Genomic DNA, 21,137 nt, shown 5'->3' with positions numbered 1-21,137 from the left:
AAATACAGTGGGACTCAAAGGACATTGGTACCGGGGCGGCACCAGCAAGTGCTGGCTCTTCGATGCCAGGGACGTGGCCCTCCACGCCCCCACCCGCGAGGAAATCCCCGCACTGCTGTCCGCCGCCTTCGGCGCAGCGGACGCGCGGCAGCTGGACGGCGTCGGCGGCGGAACGTCCACCACGTCAAAGGCTGCAGTCATCTGGGCAACGCCCGGTGCCGAGGCAGACCTTGACTACCTCTTCGCCCAGGTGGGGATCGGTGACCCTACCGTTGAACTCGGCTCCAACTGCGGCAACTGCGCCACCGCCATTGCCCTGTTCGCAGTTCAGACAGGCATCGTTGAAGCCCAGGACGGCATGACGAAGGTCCGCATGCGCCACGTCACCTCCGGCGCAGTGCTCAGCGGAACGGTTCCCACCCCCGGCCGGCACATTCCCAAGTCCGGCCTGGCCAGGGTTCCGGGCAGCAGCGCGGCCGGCGTTCCCGTCAGCCTCTCGTTCCATGGCCCCTGGGGCCAGAACACGGGTGCACTCCTGCCCACCGGCAACGCGGTGGACCAGCTCGAGGTGAACGGCGCCACGCTCAGCGCCACGATGGTGGACGCAGGCGCACCCGCCGTACTGCTCGCAGCCGACGAGGCCGGCGTCGATCTTTCCTCAATGACGGACACCCTCAACGGCCAGCTGCCCGCCCTCATTGCGGCACGGGCATCAGCGGGCCTCATCATGGGCCTGCGGAAGCCTGAGGATCCGCCCCAGAACGCTGTTCCGAAAGTGGGTGTTGTGGCGCCCGCCGGTGACTACACGGCTGCAGACGGAACAACCATCACCGCCGACAGCCATGACGTCCGGGTGCGGATGTTGTCAATGCTCGCGCCCCACCCGGCCATCGGCCTGACATCAGCCGTGGCGGTTTCCCTGGCAGCCTCGCTCCAGTCGTCCGTCGTGGCAAACGCGGCAGGCCAGGCACCCACCAGCCCCGGTAGCCCCCGCGTGCTGCGGATAGGAACGCCGGCCGGCGTCATCACCGCCGAAATCATCTCCGATGACAGCGGCACCGTCAGCGAAGTGGCTCTCCACCGGGCAGCCCGCCACATCGCTACCGCAGATATCGATGTGGCCGCGGCCGCTGAGCTGTCCGCCTAACCACCCTCTCTTTGCCCCATCATTAATGGGGCCGCACTAAGCAGGAAGTTGTTCAATGAAGATCAAATCCATCCTCGGACACCTGTATGTCCAGGTACTTATCGGAGTTGCCCTCGGCGTCGTTGTAGGCGCCCTGTGGCCGGACCTCGGCGCATCGCTCAAGCCCATCGGCGACGGTTTCGTGAAACTTGTGAAGTTCATGATCGCCCCCATCGTGTTCTGCACCATCGTCGGCGGCATCACCTCCCTGCGGGACACCAAGAAGGTGGGCCCCACCCTGGTCCGTTCGCTTGGACTGTTCTACGCCCTGACGGCGCTCGCCCTGGCCCTGGGCCTGGGAGCCGTGATGCTGTTCCAGCCGGGAGCGGGCATGCACATCGACCCGACCCACCTTGATTCATCGGTGGCCCAGAAGTACACCACCCAGCTGCCGAGCAGCAACCCTGTGGACTTCATCCTGAGCATCATCCCCACCACGTTCGTGGGCGCCTTCGCCGACGGTGAAGTCCTGCCCGTGCTGGTGATTGCGCTGCTCTGCGGATTCGCCTTCAGCAAGCTCGGCGCACCGGGCCAGCTGGCCCTGAACGTTGTCAACAGCTTCAACAAGCTGCTCTTCATCATGTTCGGCTACATCATGAAGGTGGCTCCGCTGGGAGCCTTCGGCGCCATGGCATTCACCGTGGGCAAGTACGGCGCCCACTCCATCGGAAACCTCGGCATGCTGATCCTGGCCTTCTACGCCGCCTGCATCGTCTTCGTGGTGGTCGGCCTGGGCATTCTGGCAAAGGTGACCGGCTTCAGCCTGTGGCAGATCCTGCGCTACTTCAAGGACGAATTCCTGATCGTCCTCGCCACGTCCTCCAGCGAGCCGGTGCTGCCGCGCCTGCTGTCCAAGCTTGAGCGGATCGGCTGCGACCGCAGCGTTGTGGGCCTGGTGGTCCCCACCGGCTACTCCTTCAACCTCACCGGCACCGCCATCTATCTCACGCTCGCCTCCATGTTCATTGCCCAGGCCTGCGACATCCACGTGAGCTGGGGCCAGATCCTGCTGATGCTCGGCATGATGCTGCTGACCTCCAAGGGCGCGGCCGGCGTCACCGGAAGTGGCTTCGTGGCCCTGGTGGCGACCCTGACGGTCATGCCCACCCTTCCCGTGGCCGGCGTGGCCCTCATCGTTGGCATCGACCGCTTCATGAGCGAGGCCCGCGCCCTGACCAGCACGGTCTGCAACATCGTCTCCTGCGTGGCAATCGCCAAATGGCAGGGTGAGCTGGACATGGCCACGCTGCGCTCCGAGCTTCAGGCAGGCTTCGTGCCCACCGAAGCGGAGAAGGTGCAGCTCGCCGAGCCGGCCCTGGTGCACTAGCCAGACCGCAGGCCACCGCCCCCAACGTTTGCCCGGGACCCCAGCGGGGGTCCCGGGCAAACGTTTGAAGGGGGTACTACTTCAAAATCCCACGGAAAGGACCCGGAAATGAGTGAGCGCCAAACGGAGCAGGAGTCAGCAGAGGACTGCGACGCCGGCACCTGCTTTTACTGCCAAAGCCCCGAAACCGATTAGGGGCTTATTGCCCGCCGGACAGCCCGCGCCAGGGCGCGTTGTCAGTGCATCCTCTTCCGTGTTCCTTCCGCCAAAACCCCTTCCTGGTGCCCGTCCTGCGGGGTGCCGCCTCTCACCGGCCTGTCGCCGCCGCGCCGCAGGCTCAGCATCACCAGGCCGGCAGCGAGCAGGCAACAGGCCAGGAAGATGGACGTGGCAAGGAAGCTGCCGTGCGTCAGGTCCTGCAGGTACCCTCCCACGTAGGGTCCGACGAAGCCGCCGAGGTTGCCCACCGCATTGATCAGGCCCATGGCGGTGCCCGCCACAGCCACCGGCATCGCACGGGACGCGGAAGCCCAGAACGGGCCGTCGTAGGCCAGGGCGCCGGCGACGGCGATGCTGATCAGGGTGACCGCAAGGAACGGAATGTTATCCCCGGTTGCCACCGAGAGCACCAGCGTGACAGCACCCACGGCCATCGAGAGGAGCACGTGGGTGGAGTATCGGCCCGTGCGGTCGGCTGCCTTGGCGTTGTACCAGAGGCCCACCATGGCCAGCACATACGGGATGGCGGTGATGAGGCCAACCTCCATTGAGGACCCGGAAGTGATCGTCTTGATCACGTGGGGGAGCCAGATATTGATGCCGTAGAAGCCAATTTGGATGAGGAAGTACACCAGGGTCAGCCGCCACACCACTGAATTGGATATGACGTGGCGCAGTCCCAGTTTTTCCTGCTGTGGATGTGCCGCCGCATCAGCAGCAAGTCCGTTTTCGATGTACTCCCGTTCCTGGACGGAGCACCACTTGGCTTCCCGCGGGTGGTCGGCGATCAGGGCCCACCACAGTGGTGCGGCGATGACGAACGGGAAGATACCTTCGATGATGAAGAGCCACCGCCAATCCGAAAAGGACAGGATCCAGCCCGAGAGGGGCGCGGTGATGATGGAGGCGATGGCGATGTTCATCATCCAGAACGCGTAGGCCCGGGCGCGTTCAGCGGCCGGGAACCAGTGACTGATCAGGACAAGGATGGCAGGCCAGATCCCGGCCTCGGCGACACCGAGGAAGAAGCGCACCACCAGAAGTTGGGTGAAGTCCTGGATGAATCCGGAAAGGACAGCCAGCACGCCCCAGATGAGCACCATGATGCCGACGAACTTCTTCGCACTCCAATGTTCGGCAAGGTGACCGCCTGGTATCTGCAGCACCAGGTAGCCGATGAAGAAGATGCCGGCCGCCAGTCCCTGCTGGGCGGCATCAATGCCCAGGTCCTGGTGGAGGCCGTTGAGGGCGAACCCGATATTGGTCCTGTCCATGAACGAGATGATGTAGACGATGATTGCGACGGGAATCAGCCGCTTCCACCGTGCATTGCCCACCGCAGGGGCGGACGTCACGCTGCGTGCCATCAGAATTGCTCCTTCGCAATATGTGGCTTATCAGATCGCGCCCCAGCACGCTGTTGCTCTCCCGCGGACCCCGGCGGGCCCGCATTCCGCCAGCGGACGGAACGAGCAGGACTTTGCGGGGCCACCATGAGCACGGCGGCGGCGGAACATCCAGCGCCGCCGGCCAACCGGCGGTCCCCGCAGCGGACTACGCTTTTTATTTAATTGCAACTATTGCGTTTTAGCAAGGGATGGATGCTCACCGTGAAGGCATTCCACTCCTGGGGAAGAAGCACGTGGGCCGCTTGGCCCCATTCCAGTTCTTGCGTATGCGCAATCAACCTCGCTCCACCCCGCCGTGGATGGCCACCATTCCTTACATCCACTGCTCCCACACCGCCAGGTGCAGGATGACCGTTCCCGACGAAGCAGCCCCCGCGGAAGGGTCGACGACGGCACCCGGCCCGCCGCCGCCGTCGTTCCTCCCAGCGAACCCGGCCCAGCGCATCACGCCCCGGCCACCTCAACAGCCTCATCGGCAGTGCGCCCCGGTGTTTCCAAGCCCAGGTGTTCGCGGAGCGTGCTGCCGCGGTACTCCGTGGGATACACACCGCGTTCCTGCAGCTCCGGCACCAGGTGGTTCACGATGTCATCCAAGCCGGCGGGAATGAGCCAGGGCGAGATGTTGAACCCGTCCACCGCGCCCACCCGGGCGTACTCGGTCAGCTGGTCTGCCACCGACGTGTAGGAGCCAGTGAACGTGGCATCGATCCGCGCGGTCTTGGAGATGACGAATTGCCGGATGGACAGCCCCTTGTCCTTGGCCTCCGCACGCCACTGGTCCGCCAGCTGCCGAGCCTTGGCGCCGTGGAAGCCGCTGCCTCGGGTCTCGGACGTCTCCTCCACCACCGGATCGATGTCCGGCAGCGGGCCGTCCGGATCGTAGTTCGATAGTTCGCGGCCCCAGAACTGCTCCAGGTAGGCAATGGCCTGCTGCGGCCCGATCTGCAGGCTCCGCACCCACTCCTTCTTCTCCGCCGCCTCCGCAGCTGTCGGCGCCAGGATGAACTCGCTGGCTGGCATGATCTGCACGGCGTTCGCCCCCCGGCCCGCGGCCACGGACCGCTGCACCAGGTCCTTGCGGAACTCCACGGCGTCATCGAACTTCGGATGCGCCGCGAAGATCACGTCCGCCTGGCGGGCGGCGAAGTTCCGCCCGTCCGGCGAATCCCCGGCTTGGAACAGCACCGGCCGGTACTGCCCGCTCGGCGGCAGCCTCGGCGTCACGTCCACCGTGTAGTGCCGGCCCCGATGAAGCACCCGGCGGGCCGGACCGTCCGGATTCTCCCAGGAATCCCAGATCCGCTTGGCCGTCTCCACGAAGGCCTCCGCGTGCCTGTAGCGGTCTGCGTGGTCCAGGTAGCCGCCGCGGCGGAAGTTCGCCCCGGTCCAGGCGTTGTCCGTGGTCACGATGTTCCACGCGGCCCGGCCGCCCGAGATCAGGTCCAGCGAGGCGAGCCGGTGCGCCAGGTCCGCGGGGTCGTTGTACGTGGTGTTCTGGGTGGCCACCAGGCCGATGTTCCTGGTGACCGAGGCCAGGGCGGCGAGCATGGTCTGCGCGTCCGGGCGGCCCGCCACATCCAGCGCGTGCGGGCGGCCCAGGTGTTCCCGCAGGCGGAGCCCCTCGCCCAGGAAGAACGCGGCGAAGAGCCCCCGCTCCGCGGTCTGGGCGATGCGGCGGAACGATTCGAAGTCCGTCTGCGAACCCGATTCCGCCGCTTTCCAGATGGCGCCGGAGTTGACCCCCTGGAAGAAGACACCGAACTGGATCTGGCCGGACGGCGTGAAGGCTTCGGATTTAGCACGGGTGTGCTGTGTCATGGTTTTCCCCTTAGTGTCGTACGCCGGCGGGCGCTGCGGAGGCGGGTGCATAGCGGCTGGCCGGGCGCTCCAGGCCCAGCAGGTCGCGGAACGTGCCGTCCCGCACCACAGGCCGGAGCGCCGCACGGCGGCGGAGTTCCGGCAGGACCAGCCGTCCCAGTTCTTCCAGGTCCACAAAGAGCGACGTCGGGTGCAGCCGCACGCCGTCGGCCTCCTTCAGAAGTTCTGCCAGGAAGTCGGTGAGACCGGCTGCAGAACCGGCAAGAGCCGCGCGGCCGCCGTCGAGCACGGCAACGCGCGAGGCCGCAGCCTGCCCGCGGGCGTCCAGGACCACGTCGAGTTCGGCAACAACCGCAACGCCAACGCCCACCCGATCGCGGACGTCACGGACCTCGGCAGCCAGCAGCTCGGGCATCGGTGCGGACACAAGCACGCCGTCCACGGCGTCAGCCGACACTTCACCGAGCAGCGACGCCGGCACCAGCACCGGCAACTGCCCCTGCAGCGGCCGCGGAATAATGGACGGCCCCTTCACCGAGTACCCGGCACCGGCAAAATCGGCAGGCGTCTCAAAATCGACGTAGTGCAGCTTATCCATGTCGATGTACCGGCCGGTGGCAACATCGCGGATCACGGCGTCGTCCTCCCAGGAGTCCCACAGCCGGCGGGACACCTCGATGGACGCCGCGGCTTCCTGGCCCAGTGCCGCACCCGTCACGGAAGAGCGTCCGACGGCGGCGGCTGCTTCAGGCGATTCGGCCGCGGTGACGACCCACCCGGCCCTGCCGCCGGACACGTAGTCCAGGCTGGCCAGCTGGGTGGAGATGTGGAACGGCTCGGTGTACACCGTGTCCACCTCCGGGACCAGCGCAATGCTGCGCGTCACCGGCGCCGCGAAGGCCGCCCGCTGGAGCGCGTTGGCCCGGCCAGGCGCAGGAGCGTCGGTAAACGTGGCCGCGTGGAAGCCCGCGGACTCGGCGGCCAGCACTGCGCGGGTGATGTCCGCGCCCGCCCAGCCGGCGCCGTCGAGCTCGATGGCAAGGAAACCCGGCCGGCTTGTATGTTCTGCGTTCATGATGCCTTTCCTGACGGTGACGCGGCAGCCGTGGCCGTTGCCTGTGTGGCCGCGTAGTTTTCCGCTGTGATGGTCCTGGACTCCGGCAGCGCTTCCTCGGACAGTCCCCAGCGCTCCAGCACCTTGCCGTAGGAGCCGTCCTTGATGACCTCGTTGAGGGCCTCGGAGATCACCGGCGCCAGCCCGTTCCCGCGCAGGGTGGTGGCGGCCACCAGTGTTTCGGAGGGCCAGCCGGCGTTGACCTTGCCCACCACCTTCAGGTCGTCCCGGGTGTTTTCCCGGTACACGGTGGACGGGTACGGCGCGATGTTGAGATCCGTCCGGCCGGAGGAGAGCGCCAGGATGGTGTCGGCGTCGGACGAGTAGTACTGCAGCGTGGCCGGCGCCTTGCCCCTGGCCTCGAGCTCCTTGTTCCAGGCCAGTAGGATCTTCTCCTGGTTGGTGCCCGAGCCCACGGAGATCTTCAGGCCGGAGATGTCATCCGCGCCCTTGATGTCATAGGTGGAGGACTTTTTCGCCTCAAAGCCCATGTAGGCGGCCCGGTAGCTGGCGAAGTCGAACAGCTTCACCCGGTCCTTGTTCACGCCCACGTTGGAGAACACAGCCTCGAAGTCGCCGGACTGGGTCTTCAGCGGCCAGTTCTCCCAGGACGTCACCTGGACATCCAGCTCCAGGCCCAGCTTGTCCGCCACCAGCTGGGCGATGTCCAGCTCGGAGCCGATCGGCGTCTTATCGTCCGTGGCGTGGAAGGACAGCGGGATGGACCCTGCCGTGGTGGCCACGGTCAGCTTGCCGTCCTTGCTGATCAGCGCGGGAACCTTGGCGGCGAGCGCCGGGTCCTTATCAGCCCGGATGCGCTGCTGGTCCGGTGAGGTGTTGTAGACCACGCCGTTGCGGGCCGCCGTCGTCTGCGTGCCGCCGCTGGGGTTGCCCGCGGCGGAGGCACCGGGGTCTGCGCAGCCGGCCAGCGCGGCGGAACCAAAGAGTGCGGTGCCAAGGAGTACGACGGCGGGACGCACCGGGAGTGCGCGGCTGCGGCCGGGGCCGCTGGGTGGGAAAGCCATGGGGATTCCTTAGATGTTGAAAGCCGGTTCGAGCACTTTGGAGAAGAAGCTCCGGGTGCGCGGTTCCTGCGGATTGCTGAAAATCTGTTGCGGTGTGCCCTGTTCCACGATCTGGCCCTGGTCCATGAACACCACGGTGTCCGCCACGTCGCGGGCAAAGCCCATCTCATGGGTGACGATGACGAGCGTGGTGCCGGACGTGGCGAGTTCCCGGATCACATCCAACACCTCGTTGACCAGCTCGGGGTCCAGGGCGGAGGTGGGCTCGTCGAACAGCAGGATCTTGGGGTCCAGTGCCAGGGCGCGGGCAATCGCGACACGCTGCTGCTGGCCGCCGGAGAGTTGCCGGGGATAGGCGTCGGCCCGGTCCTTGAGGCCCACGCGGTCCAGGAGTTCCAGGCCGCGGCGGCGGGCTTCCTCCTTGGAGCGTCCCTGCGCCACGACGGGGGCTTCGGCCACGTTCTCCAGCGCGGTGAGGTGCGGGAACAGGTTGAAGTTCTGGAACACCATACCGATCCCGGTGCGCTGCTTCAGGATCTCCTTTTCGCGCAGTTCGTACAGCCGGTCGCCGCGGACCTCGTAGCCCACCAGCTGTCCGTCGATGGTGATGTGGCCGCCGTCCACTTTCTCCAGGTGATTGATGGTACGCAGCAGGGTGGACTTGCCGGAGCCGGAGGGGCCCACGATCACGGCCACTCCCCCGGGTTCCACGGTGAGGCTGACGCCCTTCAGGACTTCCGTGGCACCGAAGGATTTGCGGACGCCGGTGATCTCCACCAGGCCGCGGGCGGCTGTGGGGGCGGTGAGGGTGTTCGTCATCAGAGGTTCCTCCGGTTGGGGACTGCCGCGTGGGTGGCGAAGAATTTGCGGGCCTTCTGCAGGGGCGTCAGCGGCAGGTTCCGCACCGCGCCTCTGGAGTAGTGCCGTTCGATGTAGTACTGGAAGACGCTCAGCACGGAGGTGATCACGATGTACCAGAGCGTGGCCACCAGCAGCAGCGGCAGGACCTGCTGCGTGCGGTTGTAGATGACCTGGACGGTGTAGAAGAGCTCGGAGTAGGCCAGGACGTAGACGATCGAGGTGCCCTTGACCAGGCCGATGATCTCGTTGAACGCGGTGGGCAGAATGGCGCGCATGGCCTGCGGCAGGACGATCCGGGTGGAACGGCGCCAGGCCGGGATGCCCAGCGCGGCCGCGGCCTCCAGCTGGCCCTGGTCCACGGACAGGATGCCGCCGCGGATGATCTCCGCCGAGTAGGCGGCCTGGTTCAGGGTCAGCCCCAGCACTGCTGCCGCAAACTGGCTGATCAGCGTGGTGGTCTGGACCTCGAAGAACCGGACATCGGTGAACGGGATCCCCAGGCTGATCTTTTCGTACAGGTAGCCCAGGTTGTACCAAAGGAGCATCTGCACCAGCAGCGGCGTGGACCGGAAGATCCAGGAGAACGTCCAGGACACCGAGACCAGCAGCGGCGACGCGGACAGCCGCATCAGTGCCAGGATGAAGCCGAGCACAAACCCGAGGATGCCGGAGATGGCAGTCAGCTTCAGCGTCTCCACGAGGCCGTTCACCACGGACTGGGCGGTGAACCATTGCGCCACCACGCCCCACTCCCAGCGCGGGTTGGTGGCCAGCGACCCCGCCACCGCCAGGACGCCAAGCGCGACGGCGGCTGTGCCCACCCAGCGCCACGGATGCTTTGCTGCCACCACCCGGTAGGACGAGTAGTCCTTTGGCACCCGGGCCGCGTCCTTTGCCGGGGGCGCTTCCGCCGCCGCCGGCTGCGGTTGTTGTGACTGCGCCACTTTGGTTGCTGCTGAACTCATGCGCCACCTCGCTTCTCGTCGTGGGTTTGATGTTTCCGGCCGCTCCGGCCTCGGGGTTGGCTGCAAATCTAGGACCGGCCGGAACGGGCCAGCAAGGCGGGAGGTTGCATATGTTCACGGGGCTTCGCGCGGCGTCATGAGTCCATTTCTTGCGTCTTTTGACCTGCCGTGACGCGGGATTAACGGCCGTGACCAGGGCCTCGACCGCCGTCGTCACCGCTGCCTAGCATGGGCACTCAATCCCAGCCCCCACCGTCAGGAGCACCCATGCCAGCGAATGTCCCGGCCGTCGTCTTCATCGGCGGCGGACCGCGCACCGCCGGACTCCTGGAACGGATCGCGGCCAACCGTCCGGACGTCTTCGCGGGCCCGCTGCGGATCCACGTGGTGGAGCCCCACGTTCCCGGCTCGGGCCGCATCTGGCGGTACGACCAGAACCCCGGCCTCCTGCTGAACTCCATGGCGGCGGACATCACCATGTTCACGGACGAATCGGTGGACTGCGAGGGTCCCGCGGTGCCAGGACCAGGCCTGGCCGAGTGGGCCGCCGGCGTGCTGGACGCTTCCATCATCGATGTTCCGGATTTCCCGCGGCCGCTGTGGAAGCAGCTCCGCACCCTGACCGGCAGCACCTTCCCCACCCGCCAACTGCAGAGCCAGTACCTCGAGTGGTTCTTCCGCCGCGCGTCCCGGTCGCTGGGCCGCAGCGTGACGGTGCACCGGACCACAGCGGTGGGCATTGCCGCTGCGGATGGCGGCGGGCACGTGGTGGAGCTCGCCACTGGCCGGACACTCCACGCCGACATTGTCGTCTGGGCCCTGGGGCACACGGACTCCCGCCCTGACGCCGTTTCCGCCAGGTTCGCGGACTTCGCCGCCCGGCACGGCGGCTACCACGCGGCACCCAGCTACACCACCGACGTCGACTACTCCCCGATTGCCCCGGGGCAGGACGTGATTGTCTCGGGCATGGGACTGGCGTTCGTGGACCTGCTGGCCCTCCTTATGGAGGGACGCGGCGGCAGGTTCCAGGAAACGTCCGACGGCGGGCTGCGCTATCTGCCGTCCGGACGGGAACCACGGCTGTGGGCCGGGTCGCGGCGCGGGGTGCCGTACCACTCCAAGATTTCCGCCGGTTTGCGCGGCCAGGTGCCCGGGCCGTTGCGGTTCTTCACGGCTGCTGCCGCGGACGCCCTCCTGCTGCAGCACGGAGAGCTGGACTTCCGGGAGCACCTCTGGCCGCTCATCGCGAAGGAAGCCGGGCACTGGTACTACCGGGAGCTCCTCACCGGCAGCCCTGAACGGGCAGCCATGGAATGGGAGGTGTTTGCCGCCCGTTATGCGGAGATGGACTGGTACAGCGGCGAGCGCGCGGACCTCGTGTCCGCTGCGGTTCCCGAGGCCGGGCTGCACCTGGACCTGGAGCGGCTGGACCAGCCCTTCGACGGACTCCGCTTTGCCGGCCACCAGGAAGTGCAGGACGCGGTGGCCGGCTACATCGAACACGACCTCGCGCTCCGGGACAGCCCGGACCACCCGGAAACCCTGGCCTTGTTCCTCGCCCTGCTGCACGTATACATGGAGGTGGGACGCGTGGTCCCGCCGGAACGGTTGAACGCCCGCTCCCAGCAATTAATCCATGGCTGGTGGCACGGCTTCTTCAGCTTCGTCGACTCCGGTCCACCGCCGCGCCGCCTCCGCCAGATGCTGGCACTGCACCGGGCGGGCCTGCTGCAGTTCCTTGGCCCCGGCCTGGAGGTCACCCTGGATGAGGCAACCGGGACCTTCCGGGCCACCTCGCGGCAGTCTGATGTCTCCGTGACTGCCACGGCCCTGGTCGAGGCGCGGTTGCCGTCCACCTCGGCGGCCCGCTCACTCAACCCCGCGCTTGCCTCGCTGCATGAGAGCGGGTTGGGGAGCGAACAGCAGTTGCTGAGATCCGATGGCATGCACTCCACCGGCAAGCTGCTGGTCTCCGCGCAGCACCACGTGGTGGACGCCAACGGAGAGCCGCAGGCTACCCTCTTCGGCATCGGCCCCGGAACATCCGGTTGGGGCGCCGGCGCCTTCGCCCGGCCCAACACCAATGCCGCGCCGTTCCGGGAAAACGACGCGCTGGCACGCACCATCCTCGGCGTTGCCCGGGACATCGCCGTAGTTTCAGAACCAGCCGCCGCCGGAAGAAATTGACCAGTGACAAGGAAGAACCAGTGACCGCAGAACCGGACCTCCGTCCCAGCCCTCTCCACACAGGACCCCTTGGCCCCAAACCCCTGGATCCCGCCAGGCTCGCGGTCCTCAGCCTGCCCATGCACGATCCGCGGGTCCGCCCGCTCCTGGATGAGCTCGCCGTCGAATACGACACCCGCTACGGGGACCTGTTCGGGCGCAGCGCCGCCGCGGACGAACTGAACCGCTACCCGGCCGCGGAATTCGAGGAACCCAACGGGGCGCTCCTGGTGGTCCAGGAGGACGGCGAGTCGATCGCGGGCGGCGCGTTCCGCCGGTACGACCACACCACCGCGGAACTGAAGCGGATCTGGACCCACTCGGGCCACCGCCGTCGTGGTTTGGCCCGCCTGGTGCTGGCCGAGCTCGAAGCGCTCGCCACCGCCCGGGGCTACACCCGTCTGTACCTCACCACGGGGCCACGGCAGCCGGAAGCCAAGCAGCTCTACCTGGCCACGGGTTACCAGGCGCTGTTCGACGTCGACGCCGATCCGGAGAGCATCGGGCCGCTGGCGTTCACCAAGGACCTCCCGGCGAACTGACCGGTCCGGGTCCGGGACGGCCCGGACCGCCGCCGCTATGCTGGCGCCATGGCCACGAAAACCACAGCAGAGAAGCTTGCCACCATCCAGAAGGGCTACACGCTGGAAGGTGCCACCATCGAACTGGGAGCCGCCATCATCGACGGCGAACTCCACAAGGACGCGCCGGTGCGGCTGCCGCTGGCCATGATGAACCGCCACGGCCTGGTGGCCGGAGCCACCGGTACGGGCAAGACCGTCACCCTGCACATGATGGCCGAGCAGCTGTCCACAGCCGGCGTTCCCGTGTTCCTGGCCGACATCAAAGGCGACCTGTCCGGGCTGGCGACTGCCGCCGTCGGCAGCGACAAGCTCAAGGCACGCACGGACAGCATCGGCCAGGCCTGGGCGGGCAAGACGTTCCCGGTGGAGTTCCTGGCACTGGGCGGCGACGGCAGCGGTGTGCCGGTCCGCGCCACCGTCACCTCATTCGGGCCCATCCTGCTCTCGCGGGTCATGGAACTGAATGACACGCAGGAATCGAGCCTGCAGCTGGTCTTCTATTTTGCCGACAGGAACGGCCTGGAACTGACCGACCTCAAGGACCTGCGAGCCGTCATCCAGTTCCTCACTTCGGACGAGGGCAAGGACAAACTCGAGGAACTCGGCGGCCTGTCCAAGGCAACGGCCGGCGTAATCCTGCGCGAGATCGTGAACCTGGAGGCGCAGGGGCTGGAAAAGTTCTTCGGGGAGCCGGAGTTTGATACCGCCGAACTGCTGCGCACCGCCCCTGACGGCCGCGGAGTGATCACCTGCCTGGAGCTGCCCACCCTGCAGACCAAGCCAATGCTGTTCTCCACCTTCCTGATGTGGCTGCTCGCCGATCTGTTCGAGGACCTCCCCGAGGCCGGCGACCTGGACAAGCCAAAGCTGGTGTTCTTCCTGGACGAGGCACACCTGCTCTTCAATGGCGCCACCAAAGCCTTCCTGGACGCCATCACCACCACCGTCCGGCTGATCCGGTCCAAGGGTGTGGGCATCTTCTTCGTCACCCAGACCCCCAAGGACGTCCCCGCCGATGTCCTGGGCCAGTTGGCCAACCGGGTGCAGCACGCCCTGCGTGCGTTCACCCCGGAGGATGCCAAGGCGCTCAAGGCCACGGTCTCCACCTTCCCGGTCAGCGACTACGACCTGGAAGAGACGCTGACCTCCGCAGGAATTGGCGAGGCCGTCATCACCGTCATGAACGAAAAAGGCGCCCCCACGCCGGTTGCCCTTACCCGGCTGCGCGCACCGGAGTCCCTGATGGGCCCCAGCGATGAGGCCCTGGTCCGCAGCACGGTGGCCGGCTCCGCCCTCCTGGGGAAATACGGAACTGCCGTGGACAACGTGTCGGCGTACGAGAAGCTCACCGGTAAGGCCGCGGCACCCACTGGTCCGGCAGCCCCTGGGTCAGCTGCCGGCACGCCCGCCTCCGAGGCGCCTGCTGCCTCGCCTTATGACGTGGACGCCGAGGCCCGGCGGATCGAAGAGGAAATCCTGGGCCGTCCCAGCAGCAGGCCGCCGCGGACGTCCCAGCCCCGGCAGCCGGAGCCGCAATCCGGCGGCATGATGGGTGACCTGGGTGGTGTACTTGGTGACGCCCTGGGCGGCGGGTTGAAGAGCATGGCCCGGTCCATGGGTACCCAGCTGGGCCGCGAACTGCTGCGCGGGGTGTTCGGCACCTCGTCCAGGCGACGTCGCCGCTGACCCTGCCGCCGGTGCCCCCGGAGGCGGCCCAAGGCTGCGGCTGACGCCGTCCCCGCGGGCCGTCGTCGGGCATAAATCGGGTGGTGCCCCGCACAATAGGGGGGACACCAACTTTAGAGTGCGTCCGCACTGACGTTACTGTGTAGAACGTGCAGATGAGTCAAGCGTTGGTGAGGATCGCGGCCGGATGGCTGCTGGGCCTCATGCTTGCCGTTGCCGGAGCCATCGTGGCCATCAACGTCGTGAACAATACGGTGGCCAGCCCGCAGCAGCCGGTCCGGGAGTATCTGGATGCCCTGAAGAGCGGCGACGGTGGCCGGGCGCTGGGCCTCCTGCGGGCGGCGGTCCCGCCCAGCAACGCAGCCATGCTTGACGGTGCCGGGCTGCAGACAGCGGCATCGCGCGTGACCAACGTGGACATCGGCGACCCCGAGGAGCGCCCGGGCAACCAGGTGATGGTGCCTATGGAATACACCATCGACGGCAGCCGCCTGCACAGTGAATTCCTGCTGCAGAAAACCGGCACCGAATGGCTCTTCTTCAATACGTGGGCCTTCGTCCCGTCGCGGCTGCCCACCGTGGACATCACCGTGGTCAACGGGAACGAGGCCCAGGTCAACGGTGTCCCGGTGAACATGCCCAACGGCCGCAACTCTTTTGCCGTGTTCTACCCCGGCGAATACGAGGCGTCCCTGGACGGACAGTACTTCTCCGCACCCGCCACCCGGGCCACCGTCACCTCCAAGGACACCCCCGTGGCCCCGCTCAACCTGCTCACCCAGGCCACCGACAAGCTGAAAACGGATGTTGGGGCCAAGGTCCGGGAATTCCTGGACGGCTGCGCGGCGGAGGCCGTCAAGGAACAGAAGCTCCAGCCGGACTGCCCCTTCTATTACGCCAGCAACAACCGGGTCCAGGACGGCACCATCAAGTGGACCGTGACCGAATACCCCAATGTCTCCGTGGAGCCGTTCGACGGCCGCTGGGTGGTGGCCCCGTTGGACGGCAAGGCCAAAGTGGAAGCCCTTCAGCAGAACGCCTTCACCGGGGCCTGGTACCCGCTGGACGCAGAGGTGGACTTCAGCTTCACCACCCGCCTGGACGTATCGGGCGACACGGTCAAGGTCACCCCGCAGCTGAGCTTCTAGGCCCGGCACCCCTGAACGCAGCCGGTAGGCTTCGCGCGTCACGCAGGGCACGCTTTGATCGGGACCGGACACCGCAGCCCTTGACCCTGCAGGACTGATTCGTTGTTCCGACGGTGGTCCTTCTGTACCTGCTTCCACTCAGCGTGGTGCCGTCCATCAAGTTCCACAACCAGCCAGCCGTCCAGCAGCAGATCAACGTACCCAACCCTGTCCAGGTACACCTGCGCCTGGACATGGAGGCCGGCTTGGCGGAAGTACGTCCGGGCCAGCGTTTCCAGAAGCGGATCCGCCCTGCTGTCCACCCACCGCAGGACTCCCCGGGCCTTCCCGTTCCGGTTCCCCGGCAACCGCGGACGCAGGAAATCGAGGGTCATCTCACCCCGCGATACGGCACACTCCACCATGACCAGTGACTCCGGAAAGGGCAGACAGCGCATGGCATGAATCAAGACATCTGCCAGGGCCGCCACCGGCTGGAAGTGTGGGGGCGGGAGCACGCTCCCCCGCCCACGCCGACAGCAAGGCCGGAACCTATGTGGACAGCGGAGGAACAAGGCAAGTGTCACGCAGGGCATGCTTTCGCGGGCAGCAGGTCACCACATGCCCGGAATTGCAGGGTCGCCGGCAGGCCGGAGACGCGAAAGGCTGCTGCCCGTGACGCGGGGTCACAGGGGCCGCAGCCTTTCAGCAGGTGGGAACGGGCTCAGTCCATGCCGCGGAGGTCCAGGACCAGTTCGGTGTCGCCGTCGGCCTGCAGCACCACCGGGATGCCCCAGTCCTGCTGGTAGAGGTGGCAGGCGGCGTGGTCCGGGATCTCGCCGTCCTCGGTTTCGGGTCCGTCGCAGGCAGCGGCGCGGGCGGTAATGTGCAGCACGCCCTCGAGCACGTCGGGGGAGAGCTCCAGGGTCCGCAGCAGGCCCACCGAGGTTCCGCCGCCGGACACCAGCAGCTCAGGAGGGGTGGAGGAGATCTTCAGCTGGGTGGGGTCGCCCCAGCGGTCATCGAGCTTCTGTCCCGTGGGGGCGGTGAAGCGGACGGTCAGCTCCAGCGCGCCGGGAGCCACGGGGCTCTTGGGCCGGTGGGTCTGGGAGGCGCCCTCGTCCACCTGCTGCGCTTCCTTGGGGATGGGCACGTACACCAGCTGGTGCTTGTTGGCTTCAACCACTACCAGCAGCGGCTCCGAGCCGGCGGACTGCGTGTGGTCCACAATCACGTCGGACGGCTCGGCGAGGCCGCGGGCCAGCGTGGACACGGTCCCGGACGCGGGGTCGTAGCGGCGGACGGCTCCGTTGTAAGTATCAGCAACGGCCACGGAGCCGTCGGGCAGGACGGTGACGCCCAGCGGGTGCTGCAGCCGCGCTTCAGCGGCGGGACCGTCGCGGAAGCCAAAGTCGAACAGGCCCTTGCCCACGGCGGACTCCACGGTGATGGACGCGTCGTCAGCTATGACCAGCTTGCGCAAGGCTGAGGTTTCGGAATCCGCCACCCAGATGTTGCCGTCCGCATCCTCGGCCAGGCCGGAGGACTGGGCGAACCAGGCCTCATGCGCGGGACCGTCGAGGAGTCCTTCCAGGCCGTTGCCGGCGATGATGGACACCGCGCCGGTGAGGGGGTCGAAGCTGAAGATCTGGTGCGTGCCGGCCATCGCCACCACCACGGCATTCAGCTTGCGTGACCACACCACGTCCCACGGCGAGCTCAGCGCCACGTCCAGCGGGTCGTTGCCCAGGGAGCCGCTGAAGCCGGCGCCTTCCTCGTCAACGCGCGCCGGACCGGTCTCCAGCAGGCGCTGGATGCCGTTACCGGCCAAGGTGGAAGCCTTGCCGTCCGTGAGCGAGAGTCCGCGCAGGCGGTGGTTGACCGAGTCAGCAATTACGACGTCGTAGCCCGCCTTGGCTGCCACGTCTTCAGGCAGCAGGACCAGGCCCTGCGGCTCGTTGAACTGCGCGCTGGCGGTATCCCCTGCTGCCGGGCCGTCGGCGTAGCCTTTGGTGCCCGAGCCGAAGGTCGCAAGGACGGTGTCGAAGTCGGTGCCGAGTTCCACCAGGCGGTGGTGGCCGGTGTCGGTGACCAGCCAGGACCCCTTCTCCGCAGCAGCGTTGGCCGGTGCACCTGCTGGCGAGCCGCCGTCGGCCGTTCCAGCCAAGGAAGCCGAACCGCGGCCCGGCGGCAGGAACAGTGCCTTGCCGGGGAAGCGGAGGGTGCCGGACGTCGCCTCGGGGGCCACGTATGGGCCGGACCCGCGGTGGAGGGTGCCCTTTGCCTCATGCTCGGCGATCAGTTCAGGGATCAGCACGGCGAGTCCGTCGGCGTGCCCCTCGCCGGAAAGGTGCGCAACGATGTAGCCTTCAGGGTCGATGACCACCAGGGTGGGCCAGGCGCGGGCGGTGTACGCCTTCCAGGTGTCCAGCTCGGGATCGTCCAGGACGGGGTGGTGGATCTCGTAGCGCTCCACGGCAGCGGCCAGCGCCACCGGGTCTGCCTCGTGCTCGAACTTGGGCGAGTGGACGCCCACGGTAACCAGCACGTCCGAGTACTGCTGCTCCAGCGGGCGCAGCTCATCCAGGACGTGCAGGCAGTTAATGCAGCAGAAGGTCCAGAAATCGAGCAGGACGATCTTGCCGCGCAGGGCTTCGAGATCCAGGCTCTTGCCGCCGGTGTTCAACCAGTTGCGGCCCACGAGTTCGGAGGCCCGGACCCGGGCATGCGTGCGTACGGTTTCGCTCATCAGCGTCCTTCCAGCTTGTTGCGTTCAGCCAGCCTGGCATCGCGTTCGGCCAATTTGGCAAACATATCGTTGTAAGCGGTCAGATCGGCGTCATTATTCCTGTCCGCCGCCCGGTCCACGCGTGTGGCCTCCCGCTGGCTTGACCTGGACCACATGACGGCCACGCCGATCGCCACCAGCAGCGTGGGCACCTCGCCGATGCCCCACGCCACGGCGCCGCCGGCCTGCTGGTCCGCCAGGGCCGACGGTCCCCAGGCACGGCCCAGGTTGCCGAAGTAATCCGCGGCCAGCAGCCCGGTACCGCCCATGATGGAGACGCCGAAGAACGCGTGGAAACCCATGGTGGCCAGGAGCAGCAGCAGCCGCATGGGGTACGGTGCGCGGCGCGGCAGCGGGTCCGTGCCGATCATGGTCAGCACGAAGATGTAGCCCGTGAGCAGGAAGTGCAGGTTCATCAACTCGTGGCCCACGTGATCGCGCATCGCGTAACCGAAGAGGTCCGAGTAGTAGAACAGGATGATGGAACCGGCAAAGTTGGCTGCGGCGAACAGCGGGTGGGTCACCAGCTGCGAGAACTTCGAATGCACGAAGACCAGGATCCATTCGCGCATACCGCGTGAACCGTCCCCGCGGGCGGGCAGTGCACGCAGGGCCAGCGTCACCGGTGCACCAAGCACCAGGAAGATGGGCGCCACCATGGTCAGGGCCATGTGGTCCATCATGTGCGCGGAGAACAGGATGCGGCCGTATACCGACGGCGGCCCGGAGGTGATGTACGTCAGCACCACCAGGCCGATCACCCAGTTCACCGACCGGAACCACTGCCAGGAGTCGCCACGGCGGCGCACCTTGGCCACTCCCATGAAATAGGTGACCAGGCCGAACAGGGCCACGCCGACCCAGATCCAGTCCAGCCGCCACTCGGTCAGCCACCGGATGGGCGTCAGTTCCGGGGGCAGCTCGTAGCCGCTAAGGATGAAGGCCGGTGAGGCGTCCGGCGCCAGTTCGGTGGGCTGGGGCGGAGCTGAACGCCCCAGGGCCACCGCGATGCCGGAGGTGACGCCCATGATGAGGAGTTCGGCCAGGATGAGCTGCCACAGAACGCGCCTGGAGGACATGGTGGAGCCCTTGCGACCCAACTGGGGGATAACCCACTGCCGGTGCATGAAGCCCACCCCGCCCAGCACCACCGCGGCTGCGGTCTTGGCCAGGATCAATTGGCCGTAGGCGGAACCGAAAAGATCTGACCAGCTGGTGACGCGGATGCTGGCGTTGATGACGCCGGAGGCAAAGACCAGGACGAACGCGAAACCTGCCAGGGTGGAGAACCGGCGGAGGGTGGGTTCGGTGATGTCTGTTGCTGCCCCGGGCTTGGGGCCGGCCAGGATGCCGGACAGTAGGGCCAGGACGATGATGCCGCCCACCCACGTGCTGACGCCCACCAGGTGCAGGCCGAGTGAGTTGATGGCGCCTTCATGGTCCGACGAACTCGAGGAGTGCCCGATCAGGGCCGTGGGTACCAGCCCGATGAGGGCAAGGATGAGGGTAAGGGCCAGGCCGCCAAGGGAGCGGAGGCCGAAGAGGGCTGTTGTCACCACTGCGGCAATGATGACGACGGCGAGCCAGGCCCGGCCCGTTTCGATGTCCGTCATGAAGTACACGAGCGCCTGGGTGAAGGCGGGATCGCTGGACAGCCCCTGCCCCGCTACGTCGGCGTACGTGAGCACCAGGACAGCGATGGCGGACAACGTCCACACCGCGCCGGCCACGGCTGCCACGGCCAGCGCCCGGGTGAAGGCGGGATGCTCAGGCTCCGCGCCGCCCTGGGTTTCCTTTCCCCGCGGGCTGGGGTTGCGGCCTTTGAGGTTCCTGGGCAGGATTCCGACGGCGAAGATCAGGCCTCCGACGACGGTCGCCAGGGACACGTTGTGGATGGCCTTGCTGACGGGAAGCCCCCAGCGGACCAGGGCGCCGGGATCGGCCACGCTGTGGGCTGCTGCCGCGCCGGAGAAGATCAGCGCGGCTGCGAGGCCCAAGAAGAGCGCTGCAAGCCCTGCCAGCTGCCACGGCAGCGTGATCCCCCGGGCTCCGGCGTCCGGGACCGCAGCTCCCTTGCCGTGATCGGACTGGGGAGGGGTGGAACGAGGTTTTGCGGCAGAAGACACCACTCCATTGTCCGCTACGCCTGCCCGGGCGGCGAATCCGGGTTAAACGCCAAGGAGCGGCAACCAGTCGGTTGCCGCTCCTTTTCCATCCGGCTGCCTGCCGGACGGACGGGTTCTACTTCTTGGAGACAGCAGCCTTCAGCTTGGAGCCGGCGGTCAGCTTGACGCTGTGGCCTGCTGCGATCTGGATGGTCTCGCCGGTCTGCGGGTTGCGGCCGGTGCGTGCTGCACGGTCGGTGCGCTCGACGGCAAGCCAGCCCGGGATGGTGATCTTCTCGCCCGCGGCGACAGAAGTCTCGAAAACCTCGAACAGTGCATCGAGGACGGAGTTGACGGCAGCCTGGCTGGTGCCGGCCTTGCCTGCTACCTCTGCAACAAGTTCACTACGGTTCTTAGCCATTTATGTCCTCCTGGACGGTTCTGATTCTGAAGCCCGCACGCGGTGTGCGCACAAGCCACTGTCCGAAAACTTACCAGCTTGGGCGGTTCGGGGCCGCAAATTCCGCGTGTTTCCGGGAGTTTTTGAGGTTAATCACCGAATCCGGGACCTATTCGCGACCCGTGAGTCCCACTTTTGGGCCCTGTCCGGTTTTGACCTTTGCTGGTTGGTTGTTAAATGTGGGAGGCCCCAACCGGTGTGGTTGGGGCCTCGACCTAATGTGTGTCCGGCGGT

At 66.9% G+C, this 21,137-nt stretch carries 17 protein-coding genes; 6 read left to right on the top strand and 11 right to left on the bottom strand.

The window, feature by feature from the left end; translation table 11 throughout:
- The first annotated feature begins 7 nt into the window (after window positions 1-7).
- Window positions 8-1,147, top strand: coding sequence for a PrpF domain-containing protein (locus J2X98_RS19040; RefSeq protein ID WP_307311312.1), 1,140 nt, complete (start codon window positions 8-10; stop codon window positions 1,145-1,147).
- A gap of 55 nt (window positions 1,148-1,202) precedes the next feature.
- The gene (gene dctA, locus J2X98_RS19035) at window positions 1,203-2,513 is read left to right on the top strand and encodes a C4-dicarboxylate transporter DctA (RefSeq protein WP_307311309.1); all 1,311 of its coding nucleotides are present in this window, start codon (window positions 1,203-1,205) and stop codon (window positions 2,511-2,513) included.
- A gap of 236 nt (window positions 2,514-2,749) precedes the next feature.
- Here dctA and J2X98_RS19030 read toward each other — a convergent pair whose 3' ends face one another.
- The 7 genes from J2X98_RS19030 to J2X98_RS19000 form a co-directional block, all read right to left on the bottom strand.
- On the bottom strand, window positions 2,750-4,099 hold the full coding sequence (locus tag J2X98_RS19030; RefSeq protein WP_307311306.1) for an MFS transporter: 1,350 nt from the start codon (window positions 4,097-4,099) through the stop codon (window positions 2,750-2,752).
- A 355-nt stretch (window positions 4,100-4,454) separates the two neighbouring features.
- Window positions 4,455-4,589 carry a hypothetical protein gene (locus J2X98_RS19025; protein WP_307311420.1) on the bottom strand — a complete coding sequence of 45 codons (135 nt, stop codon included), beginning with the start codon at window positions 4,587-4,589 and terminating at the stop codon, window positions 4,455-4,457.
- Window positions 4,586-5,959 carry an NtaA/DmoA family FMN-dependent monooxygenase gene (locus J2X98_RS19020; protein ID WP_307311303.1) on the bottom strand — a complete coding sequence of 458 codons (1,374 nt, stop codon included), beginning with the start codon at window positions 5,957-5,959 and terminating at the stop codon, window positions 4,586-4,588. Before J2X98_RS19020 ends, J2X98_RS19025 begins: the two co-directional genes overlap by 4 nt.
- Before the next feature lie 10 nt (window positions 5,960-5,969).
- Window positions 5,970-7,034 (bottom strand): LLM class flavin-dependent oxidoreductase, encoded by a 1,065-nt coding sequence (locus J2X98_RS19015; protein ID WP_307311301.1) that lies wholly within the window; start codon window positions 7,032-7,034, stop codon window positions 5,970-5,972.
- On the bottom strand, window positions 7,031-8,098 hold the full coding sequence (locus J2X98_RS19010; RefSeq protein WP_141945160.1) for an ABC transporter substrate-binding protein: 1,068 nt from the start codon (window positions 8,096-8,098) through the stop codon (window positions 7,031-7,033). Before J2X98_RS19010 ends, J2X98_RS19015 begins: the two co-directional genes overlap by 4 nt.
- 9 nt (window positions 8,099-8,107) lie before the next feature.
- Entirely contained in the window at window positions 8,108-8,917 is an 810-nt protein-coding gene (locus J2X98_RS19005) for an amino acid ABC transporter ATP-binding protein (protein ID WP_307311296.1), read from the bottom strand.
- Window positions 8,917-9,924: an amino acid ABC transporter permease gene (locus J2X98_RS19000; RefSeq protein WP_307311293.1), complete on the bottom strand. Its 1,008-nt coding sequence runs from the start codon at window positions 9,922-9,924 to the stop codon at window positions 8,917-8,919. Before J2X98_RS19000 ends, J2X98_RS19005 begins: the two co-directional genes overlap by 1 nt.
- Before the next feature lie 267 nt (window positions 9,925-10,191).
- Between J2X98_RS19000 and J2X98_RS18995 the strand changes: the two genes are divergently transcribed.
- The 4 genes from J2X98_RS18995 (at window position 10,192) to J2X98_RS18980 (ending at window position 15,571) form a co-directional block, all read left to right on the top strand.
- Window positions 10,192-12,114: an FAD/NAD(P)-binding protein gene (locus J2X98_RS18995; RefSeq protein WP_307311290.1), complete on the top strand. Its 1,923-nt coding sequence runs from the start codon at window positions 10,192-10,194 to the stop codon at window positions 12,112-12,114.
- A gap of 20 nt (window positions 12,115-12,134) precedes the next feature.
- Window positions 12,135-12,695, top strand: a complete 561-nt coding sequence (locus tag J2X98_RS18990; RefSeq protein ID WP_373460927.1) for a GNAT family N-acetyltransferase — start codon at window positions 12,135-12,137, stop codon at window positions 12,693-12,695.
- Between the two features lie 48 nt (window positions 12,696-12,743).
- Entirely contained in the window at window positions 12,744-14,423 is a 1,680-nt protein-coding gene (locus J2X98_RS18985; protein ID WP_307311287.1) for a helicase HerA-like domain-containing protein, read from the top strand.
- A 155-nt stretch (window positions 14,424-14,578) separates the two neighbouring features.
- On the top strand, window positions 14,579-15,571 hold the full coding sequence (locus tag J2X98_RS18980) for a hypothetical protein (RefSeq protein WP_174237561.1): 993 nt from the start codon (window positions 14,579-14,581) through the stop codon (window positions 15,569-15,571).
- Between the two features lie 38 nt (window positions 15,572-15,609).
- On the opposite strand, the gene J2X98_RS18975 is transcribed toward J2X98_RS18980, so the two are convergent.
- The 4 genes from J2X98_RS18975 to J2X98_RS18960 all read right to left on the bottom strand — a co-directional run bounded on the left by J2X98_RS18975 (window position 15,610) and on the right by J2X98_RS18960 (window position 20,864).
- On the bottom strand, window positions 15,610-16,008 hold the full coding sequence (locus tag J2X98_RS18975) for a hypothetical protein (RefSeq protein WP_307311282.1): 399 nt from the start codon (window positions 16,006-16,008) through the stop codon (window positions 15,610-15,612).
- A gap of 266 nt (window positions 16,009-16,274) precedes the next feature.
- Window positions 16,275-18,299 carry an NHL domain-containing thioredoxin family protein gene (locus J2X98_RS18970; RefSeq protein WP_307311279.1) on the bottom strand — a complete coding sequence of 675 codons (2,025 nt, stop codon included), beginning with the start codon at window positions 18,297-18,299 and terminating at the stop codon, window positions 16,275-16,277.
- Window positions 18,299-20,467 (bottom strand): cytochrome c oxidase assembly protein, encoded by a 2,169-nt coding sequence (locus tag J2X98_RS18965; protein ID WP_307311277.1) that lies wholly within the window; start codon window positions 20,465-20,467, stop codon window positions 18,299-18,301. The genes J2X98_RS18970 and J2X98_RS18965 overlap by 1 nt, the downstream gene beginning before the upstream one ends.
- Window positions 20,468-20,579: 112 nt before the next feature.
- On the bottom strand, window positions 20,580-20,864 hold the full coding sequence (locus J2X98_RS18960; RefSeq protein WP_011693739.1) for an HU family DNA-binding protein: 285 nt from the start codon (window positions 20,862-20,864) through the stop codon (window positions 20,580-20,582).
- Between the last annotated feature and the right edge of the window lie 273 nt (window positions 20,865-21,137).

It is taken from the genome of Pseudarthrobacter enclensis (assembly GCF_030811655.1).
Taxonomy (GTDB): domain Bacteria; phylum Actinomycetota; class Actinomycetes; order Actinomycetales; family Micrococcaceae; genus Arthrobacter; species Arthrobacter enclensis_A.
The sequence above is the reverse complement of the archived record's forward strand: the minus strand, read 5'-3'. Positions and strand labels throughout refer to the sequence as shown.